The following is a 12719-nucleotide window of genomic DNA, read 5'->3' as shown; positions in this document are numbered from 1 at the left end:
AGATCTGGAAAAAATGAAATTTGGTGATCCCAATGAACTCATTTTTAAAACAAATGAAAAGGGGATTCAGACAAAAGAGGTAAATCGAAGAAATAATTTTTCTGCAAAATTCAAAGAAATCAAGGATAAACTTCATTTGGGCGAAGAATATACAATTTATTCGTTCAGACCTACATTTATTACAAAGTTATTCCGGGAGTTGAGAAAGGAAAGAACGGAGTTAGAAACTTACGATTTATTGATGAAAGTTACCGGGCACACAACATTAAAGGCATTGAAGGCATATTGACGAGATATTGATGCGGAACTTGCCGAAGATTATTCAAAATTTTTAGAAGAAAAAGAAGATGACAGCCAATAAAAAAGCACCTCTTGAAAAGGTGCTGTCCAACTAATACCATGATCCTAATAAATATTCAGCTCAATAGGATTATATTTTTTTAATGCTTCTTCTGCATTTCGCCTCATATATTCACGATCTTCCGCATTTTCTATATATTGCTCATTCAACCTTAGTTTCCCGGCAAGCCTATTTTTGAAAACTTCAGCTACTTTTTCTTTGGATAAATTTTTGACATTGGTTGCAACGTTGGCCGATTTGCAGGTATATTTTCTTTTTCTAAAGGTATAGAGTGTATAATGATATTCATCCTTAGTATCATATACTTCAGCAATCAAACCAGGCAACCCATTAAATTTATATGGCCCAAACGGGAAAGAGATATCAGTTGAAAACCAAGCGATCCAAGTCCTGCCATATTTTGTTGTCTCTGCTCTCTGACATTTATATCCTGCGACAGTTTTAAATTCATTTTTAATTTTCCAATTTATGTTATTGGGTTCTTCGTAAGCAAAATATGTGTAATTGATTTCATCTGTTACATATAATTTTGCTGATGTTGTTCCAACATAACCGCGAAAATCTGTATTATATTTCATAGCTTCCTCAATCGTATTCAGTTTTTTTTCAACGAGGAGAGAATCAGAAATATATCTATGTAGATCTTTAAAAAAAGAAGAGTTTTCATTGATAAGAAGGGCAAAAGTGGTCTCTTTTTTAGAATTGCTTCCCGTCGATAGCTTATAATTTAACTTATAATCCGCCTCATAAACAACATCAAATTTTTTTTGTGAAAAAACGACAATAACAATTAGTAAGTGAAATAATAATAGAATCTTTTTCATTGTAATATTCTTTTCTAAAATAGAAGACCGCCACGTTTTATGGCGGTCATACATTTTTCTTAATTTCTTAGTGATAATAGATGCGAACAACTACAGCCCCAGATCCAGGACATTGCTCACCATTAACGTCACCAAGATAATTTGCCAATTGATCCATTGACATATGGTTAGCGATTGTTTGGCTAACTTGAATAACTTTTCCGCAAGATGTTCTAAAAGGGAAAGCAGAAACTACACCTGCTACAAATAAAGCTCCTAATAAAATTGCTTTTTTCATAATTGTCTTTTTTTAAAAATTAGTTATTAATTAGACTCAAAATAAAAAATAAATCTAATATAGTGAGAATTATTTTTTTATGTTAAGTCCCTTTGTTTGTTACATTTGCATAGATACTAAAAATGCTATTAAAAAAAAATAAGGTTTTCCGTAATGCTTAATATTAAAGAATAAATTTTATATTTGACATCTTAAATAATTAAAAATGGCAGACAATACAAATAATGACACAGAAAGAATTTCTCATTAAATTGAACAAGCCATTACTCAACTTGAGTATAAAATTGTTGAGCTTAAAACATTAAAGATAGAGCCAGATTTAAGCTACATAAATTCATTTTACAAGGAAAAGACTGAAGAAAATATTAATCAGCTAAATTCCCGAATTAAAGTACCAAAATTAAGCCTCTATTTGTGGATATCATCTTTTGCTATGCTTATTGTTAGTTTTACGGTTTTCTTTTTTGTTTTCTCCAAAATCGAAGAATCTAAAGCAAATGCCATAAAAGAATATAAAAATCAACTTTCTAAAAATAGTGTGATCATGTCTAAAGAAAACGCAGAGCTTTTAAAAGACATGGATTTATGGTTTAAAAGTGATCTTCAGTCTACGAGCAAATTTATTCATTGGCGACATAATCAAAAGTAATGATTATTAAGTATAACGTTTGTATGCCTTTTCCATGCTGATATTATGCGGTTCTCGGCCGTACTGTCTTGCTATCTTCAAAAAACCTGATCCATTGTAATTTTAGCAATGGTAAACCAATCTTTTTCCAGAATAGCATTTTTCAAGTTCCTATCGGTATCAATGAATTTTGCCAGTTGCCAGATCTGATTTTTCAAAGAGACTTTTGCATGATCACATGTCACCAACGGAAGCAAATCCTAATCTTTTGTAATGTATGCCTAAAATCTGAGAAAGGCCAATTGAAGTACTTTTCATTGCTGCATCTTTATCTTTAGCAAAAGCATCATTAAAAGCCTCCCATTCTTTTGTTTGAATATCTACCTTATTGATAGACCATTTACCAGACGGGGCGTAGGGAGCATTTTTTTTGAACCAGGAAGGTTCAAACTGGATCATGATTTTTCCTGTTTTAGAGTCGAATCCTTGTCCTCCGGTTTCTACTTCAATAAAAGAAAGCATGACAGCAAGCTCAAATCCAAACTCCGCTGCGACTTTTTTTGTTAAATCAATTATTTGTTGTTTCATCGATTTTTATTTTAAATATTTTTCTGAATAATTCTGTTTTTCTAAACCAAAGAAAAAATGCAATCAAAATAATAATGATAGATCCCCAGATGATAATTATGGAATAAGCCCCGAACTGCAACCTTTGACCTTTTTCTGTTTTTTTCATCAACTTTTTTAATCCTGGAATTATCACCTTTTTCCATGAGGTTATTATTTTTAGAGTTTTGCTGTTGATTTTCTGAGCTTTTTTTACTTTTTCCTTCGGTTTTCTCCGATTTTGAATTTTCGTTTGATTTGAAAGTGAACTTTGCTTTACCCGATATTTTAAGATACTTTTTTGCGCCTCCTTCCTTAATGACCTGCATTTCAGATGGTTTATCAATTTCAGTTTCACCCTCAATGTCAATATCCGTTTGGTTTTATTCTGTATGTTTATCGAGTTTAGTCTCATTAATTTCTTCCTTCTTATTTGTAAAAACTTCATTATCTGCCTCAGAAATAGTTTTTGAATATTCATTTTGCTCAATTTCCTTTGATTTGGATTGAGTGACGGTTTTTGTTTTGCAGCCTAAGAAAACAACACTAATGATCAGTATTTTTATCAGTTTCACCGGTAAATATTTTTTTATATTGTTTTGGAAAATATTCTTAAAGCAACAATAAAATGAGGCCTATTGAGATCAGGACATTTCCAACCGTCCACGAGAAACGTGTACCATCTGGATTGTAGAAATCGTAACCATTCCAGATATCTACCACAATAGCATACCAGAAAAAGCCTAAACCAATAATAATGAAGGGAAAAGTTTTCTTATAGAAGAAAAAAGAAGCAATAAAGGCCGTTGAAATAAAAACAGCACTATATAAAGTTTCTGAACATGCCCCGCAAAAAATACTCCAATAATTGCCAAAGCGACAATTATCAGATTATGAAGTGATCTTGACTTATTAAAAAAAAAATAGATTAGTTGTTTGCTATAAAAAAAGGGATTAGGAAATTAGTGCCGCTAAACAAAAAAAATCCTATCCCTTGTACCAAGTACTAAGCAAAGATACAATAGAATTAGAAATTGCACCTTATATTCCAATTGGAAAAGAGGTTTCAAATCAAAAGCACCTATTTGTGAGATTATTAACTGTATTTTATATAAACTTAAAACAGGCATTCAGACAAAAGAGGTAAATCGAAGAAATAATTTTTCTGCAAAATTCAAAGAAATCAAGGATAAATTCAATTTGGGCGAAGAATATACAATCTGTTCGTTCAGACATACATTTATTACAAAGTTATTCCGGGAGTTGAGAAAGGAAAGAACGGAGCTTGAAACATATGATTTATTGATGAAAGTTACCGGGCCACAACATTAAAGGCAGTGAAAGTATATTGACGAGATATTGATGCGGAACTTGCCGAAGATTATTCTAAATTTTTAGAAGAAAAAAAAGATTACAGCCCGTAAAAAAGCATCTTTTAAAGAGGTACTTTAAACTAATAACCATGAAAATCCTAATTTATACTTAGTTCAATAGGATTGTAATTTTTTGCTCTTTCCTGAGCTTTTTTCATTAAAAAACGAAGTGTCTCAGCATCAGTAACTAATTTATTATAAGTGTTGGGATCTGCAATCTCCTTTCTTTGATAGTCAAAAATTTTTGATTTTTTAACGGGGGTAGCTTTCGCTTCCATATTTGCAGATTTAGCAAAATATTTTCTTTTTCGGAAACTATACATTGAAAAAACATAGTCCTTTTTATCATCATAAACTTCTAAAATAAGTCCTGGTAATTTATTAAATTTATAAGGACCAAAAGGAAAAGGTATTTCTTTTGTAAACCACGCTATCCAAGTCCTGCCATACCTTTTACAAACGGCTTTTTGACATTTATATTTACCTATCTTTTTGGATTCATTTGAAAGCCACCAATCAATATTATTTACTTCTTCATATTTAAAAGCTTTATTTGATACGGGAACTGTTACATATAGTTTTCCACTAGTTGTACCAATGTATTCTGAAAAATCTGTCGCGTACTTCATTCCAAGTCTAAAATCAGACTTATCATTTAATTTTTTTTCAAATTTTAAAGAATCCTCAATATATTTTTTCATATTCTTATAATATGACTCTTTTTCATTTATTAATAGAGCGAAAGCATCTTCCTGCGTTACTGCATTAACAGTCTGATCTTTGTATGTTAGCTTATAATCAGCTTCATAAACAACATCAAATCCAATTTGTGCTTTAATGAGTGCGACAAAAAAAACTAAAATCAATGTATAATATAACTTCATTGTTTGTATTTTTAATTAAAAAGCAAAATGCAGATAACTCCGCATTTTGCCAAAATCATTTGTTAAATTTAATTAGTGATTGTAAACTACAATACCAACGTCTGTTGTACCACAAGTAATGCCATTCATTAATTTTAACGTGTTTACAACTTGTCCATATGACATTCCATCAATACCAGCTTCATTCACCTGTAATACTACACCGCAAGATGTTCGGAATGGAAATGCTGAAACAACACCAGCTAACAAAATAGCTCCTAATAAAATTGTTTTTTTCATAATACTGTATTTAATAAAATCGTTTCCAATATACTCAATAATTCTATGTATGTGAGAATTATTTTTTTATGTTAAGTGTCTTTACTACTTACATTTGCATATGTGTAAAAAATGTTAATAGAAAATTAGTGGTTCCCGTAATGTTTCAAATATTCAAGAATAATTTTATATTTGACCTCTTAATATAATTGGAATGGCAGAATATACAAACGAAGAAATAGCAATTCAGTAGATGCAATTTTAGATGGTGATAAATTGCTGCTTAGAGAGATTCCAAGAATATATTGGAAAGACAAGTTTCACACTCATAAATGGGATTTTACTTTTTTCCCATTACAATAGGGGATTCATAACAAAATTAAAGAACATAAAGTAGAAGCCGGAGACCTTTTATTATTATCCAGAAACCCTGAGAAAGAATTATATCCTGATTTTTAGATTAATTTAAAAGAATGCGCGATAGCAGTTATACCTGGAAATATGAAGATCCAGAGGATTCAGGTTTAAAAACCTGAGTATTTTAAAACTATAAACAACAGTATTATAGTCAGATTATTGGATAAAATAAAGATTCCCGTAAAAGTGAGAAGATCAGGACGTAAATGTTGAGTTTTCATTCAATTCTAAAGCCGAGGAATTGAATACAATATCCTTTGAAAAATTCAACGGATCATTGACTATTCAAGAGACTTCGTTACCATAGGGCTCAAGAATAAATATTCATTCATTCCGAGAAAAGTTTCGATCTATTATAGTAATGATCGTGGAGGATGAGCTGTAATTTGGGATTATACATCAAAAAAAAATTATGGAGGAGAAGTTCAGTGCAGCAGTGTAGTTATGTTTGATAAGGAGCTACTAAGGCCTACGATCTTCTTGGTTTTCCCAAGAAAAAATAATACAACAAAACGAATACTAACGCGAATATAAAAAGAATATTTGTAGTTTAGGAAAAATAGCTCTATCTTTGCACTCACAATATCGCGGGATGGAGCAGTAGGTAGCTCGTCGGGCTCATAACCCGAAGGTCATCGGTTCGAGTCCGGTTCCCGCTACTAAAATATGAAAAGCCGTCTCTAACCCAGAGACGGCTTTTTTACTTTATTGATTTTCATTATTTTACCTCTTCAATATGGATCATGAACAAAAGTTGGGGACTATGCAAAAAGTTGAGAGAGTCTGAACAGGAAAAATGCTTTGTCTTTTACTCCCCGAAGCTGTAATCTGAAGTTTTTAATTTTAGCATTAAAAGATTCTGCCGAAGCGTTGGTACTTCTTCTGTCGAAAAAGTTTAAGATGCCGCTGTAATGATTCATTATTGTTTTTCTTAAAACTGAGAATGATTTAAAACCTGATGTTTCAACATCCCTGAACCAATGCGCTAACTTTGTCATGGCAATAGATTTGGGAATATTCTGATTGTAAATCTTTCTTAATCCATCCGATAACCCATATGCCTTCTTTAAATCAGGATATTCTGTAAATAAAATTTCAGCTCTCTGCATTTGAGAAGGCGTCCACTTTTCCCTGCTTTTGTAGAGTAAATACCTGCTTCTTGCCAGAAGCTGTTTGCGGGTATCACCGTTTTCAAACGTTTCTATCTCAATAGGCTCCCTGTTTTTCTTTGCTTCATCGAGCAGGCTATTTTCCCATTCTATAGCTTCCCAACGGTAGTTGATCCTTAATTCCTGAAGGGCTTCAGTGGCGAGCTTCTGAACATGGAACCGGTCTATGACCTTAATAGCATCAGGGAAACAGCGTTTGGCAATAAGCTTCATAGACCCGGCCATATCAAGGGTAATTTCCTTTACATTTTTGCGAAGCTTCCTGTTTATTTTCAGAAGCTGCTCAATGACCTCTTCACTCTGTGTACCTTTGATAATGGCAACAATACTGCCTTTCCTGCCTTTTGCTTTTTTGGAAGTAAGAACCGTGTATAATTCTCCCTGGGAAAGAGCAACTTCATCCAGAGACAGAGAAGAGGAGCAATTTTCCGGATAAAGAATCCAATCTTCCGCATGGGGCTTTTGGAGCCAGTCTTTGAACCCGCTTAATGATTTTTTGTATTGCCTGCGGAATGTCTTTCCCTGTACCCCATACATCTCACCGATGGTTTCTAAGGGAAGGGCTTTAGTATCGGCTGATTTTTTTTAAGAACTCCGCAAAGTCCTTTGTCATGCGGGTTCCAACGGCAATGAGATTCCAGTCTCTCTGCAGGATCTTACCAGATTTTATATCGGTCCATCTTCTTCGTCTGATGTGAAGTTTTACAGGTTTTCCACGGAGAGGAAAGTCATTAACCGTGATTTCTTCATGAAAGCCTTTGGATTGTAGATGCAAAGAGGAAAGCTCTTTGGGAACAGTATTTTTTTCCTCAAAATAAAGATGAAGCAATCCTTCTTTTTCTTCAAAATGGGTAATATCAAAGTATTCAACCAGATATTCCGGTAACAGTAATTTTAATAATTCTTTCTCAGATGACATCTGGTAAAATTACATTTATTAATTTTTCTCCCCAACTTTTTATACTGATCCTTCAATATCGGCCATTTTCCAGGCTTTATCGAAAAATCCTTTTTCCGGTCCATAGAAACGGGCTAATAATTCAAATTCCCTGTTCGCTTTTGTAGGTACCCAGTTAGATTCTTTTCCTGCCGGAGCCGTAGCTCCAAAGTAAAGATCTACAGAACCATCACTGTTTTTTTGAAGTCCGGGGGTTGTTGAAGCTCTGCTAAAATATGGAGTGTCCGAAATCAGAGCATGAGTTTCTCTGTCGTATGCAGTAACCGACCAGTATAATTTAACAGGAACATTGGCAGGCAGGTGCAGTTTGTATAACTTTGATCCGTCCAGCGGCCTGTTTTGTTTATCTTTTGTACTCATCAGATAAAACTGACCTGAACCCAGACTCTTGGCACTGAAGTAAGCCATCGAATAACTGGTGGCCCTGTCATCCACCGGATATATGTCCGGTATTTCATAATTACCGGATATTGCTTTTACTACATCCGGTGAGGCAGGCAGAGCCCAATGTGTATCCTTGTAAAAAGGAGGTGTGAAAATAGCTTCATACTGATTATCCACCAGCTGATGTGCATCCCGAATGGCTGCGTTAAGGATTTCCTTTGTTCTGGAATCAGGCGCAAAGGCTTTTCCCTTTTCGATACCGATAGATTTTAATTGGTCAATCATTACCATATCTCTGGTCAGCCAGGGTTCTCTTTGGACAAATTCATTCAATAATTCATAAAACTTTAGATTATAAGGAATTACGTTGCTAAATGGCTGATTAAGTAAATCCAGAAATTTTGTGGCTGGAGGGTTAGCTGCTTGTGAAAATGGATATATTTTAATTTTTTTGCCGTATTCTACAGCTCTTTTAATATCCTGCGGACCTCCGTCCGTAAGATTGGACCTCAATATAGCATATCCTGTAAACGTAGATGAAGGCATAGGAATATAGCCTTGCGGTACTTTTTGATTATAACCTGGAGGCAGAATCAGGTATTTACCCCCTTTTCCTTTATCCACTCCGACAGGTCCAATATCCTGGATTGCCGTCTGCCAGGCATCATCCAGACTTCCGGTCAGGGATGAAGCTCCTTCTGCTGCAGGAATTTCCAAAACTACAGGTCCTTTTCTCACATCATATAGCGGATTGATGTAAATAACATCGGGATTGGGCGTTAAGGTCTGATTCTTAGAATTAATAAGTGCTGACCAATAGATAATTTGGTTAAAACTTCCGTTTGCTCTGACCATGCTTTCTTTCATTAATTCAAAATTAACGGCTGGGATTCCCCAGATTACTGCCTGAACGGCACGGCTGTAAACCAAATGTTCCTTTAGGTCGGCTGGTTTAAAAATTGCCGTCTGTGTAGTGCTGGCAACAGCAGTAGTTTTATTTTGTGCAGTGGTGGTGTTAGAGAATGCCAGCAGGCAGACTGCAGCAATGGTTATGTATGATTTCATATATTATTCTTTTGTTTTATAATGGTGAAAAATTAATTGAGGGAATACTACGATTATTTTGTAGTAATTAAGAAGTGTATAAATACTTCAAAAATGGGTTTATTTTTCCTGCATCACAACATAACTGTTCTTGCCGTCTTTGGAAATAGGCTGATAGTATACATTATCATAAGTCATATATTTCTGTCCGTTTATTGTTTTTTCTTCGGCCCCGTCAGGAAGATGCGGGATTACAGCCCCGACCGGTGCTTTTACGACTTTATATTTCCCGGATGACTTTGCATAATAGGTGCCGCCATAGTAGTAATAGTTGACTCCGGATACAGGGATGGTGATGTATCCTTGCGGGAGTTCTGCAATGCTTGCTCCCATAGGCGCCGGCACTACTCTGTACCCGTTAGATTCTTTTGTGTAATAAACGCCTTTATCATAGTGGTATTGATTGTTTTCCACGGTAATGATAATTGCAGTGGTCGTTAAGGTAGCCAAAAAGAAGCCTATAGGGTGCCAGGTCGGTCCCCAGTAGTAGGGTACAAAAGGATGGTAAAAATAGGGATATGGTACGGGACGAAATCCTACAGGTACCACCCGAACGGGAGTAATAACGTTCACAGGCCGTACTATGCGAGCCGGTGGAACAACATGAGGCGGCGGCGGAACAGGATGCGCGGGCGGAACAACATGAGGCGGCATAACAGGGTGCGGAGGCGGAACTGCACGTGCCGGTCTGACAACCCTGGCAGAACGTACCTTGCGCTGTGCTGAAGCCGTACCCGGAATGAGAATTATTAATAATAACAATCTGATAATACCGGCTGACAATCCTTTTTTTTGTTGATTTATTTTCATATCACAGAGGTGTAAAATATCGTTAAATGGTGGCTGACTAATCCTTTAGAAAAAGAATAAACTCCAATTGTAAATCAAAAATAAATGAAAATACATCGAAAAAAGTATTCTTAAGATAGTTTAACGGTAGATATTGAATCATCCTGAGGCCTTATAAACATTAGTTTTTGAAATCCGAAACTGAAGATAAAATAGATGTTTCCTGATAACCTTAAATTAAAATTATCGGTTCCCAATCATGTAACCGTATAAAAAAAACCTGCTTTATAAGCAGGTTTTCGGATCATTTAATATAAGTAAAAATTATTGTGCCAATTGGCTAAACGGCTTAAGGGCATTGTCATCCGCCGTAGCCTGGCCTAAAAATTCCTTTTTCTGTCCCAGCTTCATTCTTCCTGCAGCATCACTCCCGTTAAAGTATGCTTCATTTAATTTGGTAGCCAATTCAGTCGGTTTGAAGTCGAATTTAGTATCACCCTCTACCCCAAGATATCCGTTCTTTCTGGTAAGGTTAGTGATATAATTATTATAGTTGATCATTGTATCTCTGAACATATTATTATGATACTCCATGCATTTTTTTGCTTTTTTGGAGGAGTTGTTTAAGATACAGTTATTCATATTGCCTCTGTATAAACGCCATTCCAGCTCTACTTTTCCGTATTCGCTGGCTAATGCCGTTTTTCCGTTAGATAAAATATTGGGATCACCTTCCTTGTTGCTGATTTCCTGCAGAGCTTTAATAACTAATGGAACGGTATTTTCAATTTTGCTTTTTGCTTCTCCTATCGTACTGAAATCTGCAGCAGGTGAACCTTTTTTCTGTGCTGTAGTTACATTAAAAATAAGGAGTAATAGTACAATCAATAAATTATATCTTTTCATGAGAAATTTTTAAAGCACTAAAATAAATATATTTTCTCACTTTAAACAAATAGATTTTAATTTTATTTAATAAATTTTAACAATTCTATAATATAAATTGTTCATTATTATAAAAATGATGTTTTCCAAGGCCAAATCATAATGGTAATTCTCTTCATAAAATATTCAGACTAATTTTATTCTTTTACCACATCTGTTAATTCTACATTCTTTATGGAAAATATATAGTTTTATTTATATTAAATCACTTTACTTAGAAATTTATTATATTTGATTACCAAATAATTTAAAAATATCATTATGAAAAATCTAAGAAAGCTAAACAAAGACGATCTGAAAGCTATTCAAGGCGGCAGACCTCCGCTTGGATGTAACGATTGGAACCCACTGGCAACCTGCTGCAGAGCATGGGCGCCTGATTACTGTGGTAATACAACCTGTCCGGATTCACCTCCGCCATTTTGCTAATAACAATTTGTTAATGATTTATTGAGTCTTACAGCTAAAGAATCAATGAATTAAACCAGTGCACAGCCGATGTGACACTGGTTTTTTATGAAGCCGGCTTAAAAGTGAAGCTTTATTTTTAAGTGATATCCGATTGTGCTATGGCGATTCCAAGCTCCATTGAGACATATGACTGAAAGTCAGAATTCGATTCCTTAATCGACTAAAAATAATAAAATACAGCAAAACCATTCAGAATGGCATACCTTTTAATCTACCGACAGATATCAATAAACTTTCTATCATTAAAAAAGATCGATATGAGAAAAAACAGCAGTATTTTAATAATGGTATTCCTTGGAATAGTATTGCCTCTGAAAGGCTTCGGTCAGCAGACTTCCCCTAAAAATTATTCGTTGTTCAATCCTGTTCCGCGTGCAGAAATGAGAGAAATGGAAACAGACCGTCCTGACGTCACAGAATCACCCTATACCGTTGATGCCGGGCATTTTCAGTTAGAGACAGACCTGGTCAGAAATACCATAGAAAGAAGCGATTCCCAGAAGACCAACACTTTGCTTATTAATCAAATGAATATTAAAATAGGGCTCACCGGTTCTACAGCTCTGCAAATAGGCTTTCAGACCTATGGCAGACAAAAAGAAACGGAATTGGACTCGGGTACAAAAACCTTGACGGAAGGGCCCGGAGATCTTACTTTGAGGATTAAGCAAAATATACTAGGCAATAACGACGGTAATTTTGCTCTTGCATTGCTGCCTTATGTAAAGCTGCCTACTTCCCGGTTCGAAGACAGCCGTTTCGAAGGAGGATTGATTGTGCCGATGCAGTATAAGCTTCCCGGGGAATGGAATCTTGGATTTCAGGTCGAACTGGACCGGCTGAAAGATCAGGATCAGAACGCTATGCACACTGAATTTCTGCAAACCCTGACGGTCAGTCACTCTATTACTAAAGGCATTGACGGCATCGCAGAAACATATTACACTTATGATTTCAAATCGCATCATTTTTCAAATTATATCAATGCAGCCGTACAGATGGAAGTCGCAAGAGACTTTAAGCTTGATGCAGGATTAAATTTGGGAATTCAGCATACCGCGGCAAAGCATTATTTTATCGGTGCTTCCTACCGTCTGTAAAATATTGCCTGCTATCTCTTGATTGAACAAGAACGGATGTTAAGCCTGATTTAAAATTGGTAAACGCTAAGACTAAATAATCATATTAATAAAATCAAATTATTTACTGAAATAATTCATCTATAATGGCGCAATTTGTGTATAGAGTTAATCACACCAAAAATTCGAACG

Annotated in this window: 14 protein-coding genes and 1 tRNA gene; 4 read left to right on the top strand and 11 right to left on the bottom strand. The window is 34.9% G+C overall.

Annotation, left to right across the window (positions count from 1 at the left end; all coding sequences use genetic code 11):
- The first annotated feature begins 13 nt into the window (after positions 1 to 13).
- Positions 14 to 289 carry a site-specific integrase gene (locus tag ODZ84_RS03720; RefSeq protein ID WP_266175666.1) on the top strand — a complete coding sequence of 92 codons (276 nt, stop codon included), beginning with the start codon at positions 14 to 16 and terminating at the stop codon, positions 287 to 289.
- 116 nt (positions 290 to 405) lie between these two features.
- On the opposite strand, the gene ODZ84_RS03715 is transcribed toward ODZ84_RS03720, so the two are convergent.
- The 6 genes from ODZ84_RS03715 to ODZ84_RS03690 form a co-directional block, all read right to left on the bottom strand.
- Complete coding sequence (locus tag ODZ84_RS03715) at positions 406 to 1185, bottom strand: GLPGLI family protein (RefSeq protein ID WP_266175665.1); 780 nt, start codon at positions 1183 to 1185, stop codon at positions 406 to 408.
- Between the two features lie 67 nt (positions 1186 to 1252).
- Entirely contained in the window at positions 1253 to 1462 is a 210-nt protein-coding gene (locus ODZ84_RS03710; protein ID WP_266175664.1) for a hypothetical protein, read from the bottom strand.
- Positions 1463 to 2324: 862 nt separating this feature from the next.
- A complete protein-coding gene (locus tag ODZ84_RS03705; protein WP_266175663.1) occupies positions 2325 to 2678 on the bottom strand; it encodes an N-acetylmuramidase domain-containing protein in 354 nt (117 codons plus the stop codon).
- Complete coding sequence (locus tag ODZ84_RS03700; RefSeq protein WP_266175662.1) at positions 2659 to 3177, bottom strand: hypothetical protein; 519 nt, start codon at positions 3175 to 3177, stop codon at positions 2659 to 2661. The genes ODZ84_RS03705 and ODZ84_RS03700 overlap by 20 nt, the downstream gene beginning before the upstream one ends.
- A gap of 990 nt (positions 3178 to 4167) precedes the next feature.
- Complete coding sequence (locus ODZ84_RS03695; RefSeq protein WP_266175661.1) at positions 4168 to 4953, bottom strand: GLPGLI family protein; 786 nt, start codon at positions 4951 to 4953, stop codon at positions 4168 to 4170.
- Positions 4954 to 5025: 72 nt separating this feature from the next.
- Positions 5026 to 5232, bottom strand: coding sequence for a hypothetical protein (locus ODZ84_RS03690; RefSeq protein ID WP_266175660.1), 207 nt, complete (start codon positions 5230 to 5232; stop codon positions 5026 to 5028).
- A gap of 982 nt (positions 5233 to 6214) precedes the next feature.
- Here ODZ84_RS03690 and ODZ84_RS03685 point away from each other — a divergent pair.
- Positions 6215 to 6287, top strand: a tRNA-Met gene (locus ODZ84_RS03685).
- 102 nt (positions 6288 to 6389) lie between these two features.
- Here the strand turns inward: ODZ84_RS03685 and ODZ84_RS03680 are convergent.
- The 5 genes from ODZ84_RS03680 to ODZ84_RS03660 form a co-directional block, all read right to left on the bottom strand.
- Positions 6390 to 7334 (bottom strand): ISAon1 family transposase, encoded by a 945-nt coding sequence (locus ODZ84_RS03680; RefSeq protein ID WP_266172842.1) that lies wholly within the window; start codon positions 7332 to 7334, stop codon positions 6390 to 6392.
- A 28-nt stretch (positions 7335 to 7362) separates the two neighbouring features.
- Entirely contained in the window at positions 7363 to 7716 is a 354-nt protein-coding gene (locus ODZ84_RS03675; protein WP_266172843.1) for an ISAon1 family transposase N-terminal region protein, read from the bottom strand.
- Between the two features lie 39 nt (positions 7717 to 7755).
- A complete protein-coding gene (locus ODZ84_RS03670) occupies positions 7756 to 9204 on the bottom strand; it encodes a DUF1254 domain-containing protein (RefSeq protein ID WP_266175659.1) in 1449 nt (482 codons plus the stop codon).
- Positions 9205 to 9303: 99 nt separating this feature from the next.
- Positions 9304 to 10053, bottom strand: coding sequence for a DUF6515 family protein (locus ODZ84_RS03665; RefSeq protein WP_266175658.1), 750 nt, complete (start codon positions 10051 to 10053; stop codon positions 9304 to 9306).
- A gap of 303 nt (positions 10054 to 10356) precedes the next feature.
- A complete protein-coding gene (locus ODZ84_RS03660) occupies positions 10357 to 10938 on the bottom strand; it encodes a hypothetical protein (protein WP_266175657.1) in 582 nt (193 codons plus the stop codon).
- Between the two features lie 300 nt (positions 10939 to 11238).
- On the opposite strand from ODZ84_RS03660, the gene ODZ84_RS03655 reads away from it, so the two are divergent.
- Entirely contained in the window at positions 11239 to 11406 is a 168-nt protein-coding gene (locus ODZ84_RS03655; RefSeq protein ID WP_266175656.1) for a bacteriocin-like protein, read from the top strand.
- A 299-nt stretch (positions 11407 to 11705) separates the two neighbouring features.
- The gene (locus ODZ84_RS03650) at positions 11706 to 12548 is read left to right on the top strand and encodes a transporter (RefSeq protein ID WP_266175655.1); all 843 of its coding nucleotides are present in this window, start codon (positions 11706 to 11708) and stop codon (positions 12546 to 12548) included.
- Positions 12549 to 12719: the final 171 nt, after the last annotated feature.

It is taken from the genome of Chryseobacterium fluminis, from assembly GCF_026314945.1.
Taxonomy (GTDB): Bacteria; Bacteroidota; Bacteroidia; order Flavobacteriales; family Weeksellaceae; genus Chryseobacterium; species Chryseobacterium fluminis.
Note: the sequence above shows the minus strand (reverse complement) of the source record. Positions and strands in the feature narration are given on the sequence as shown.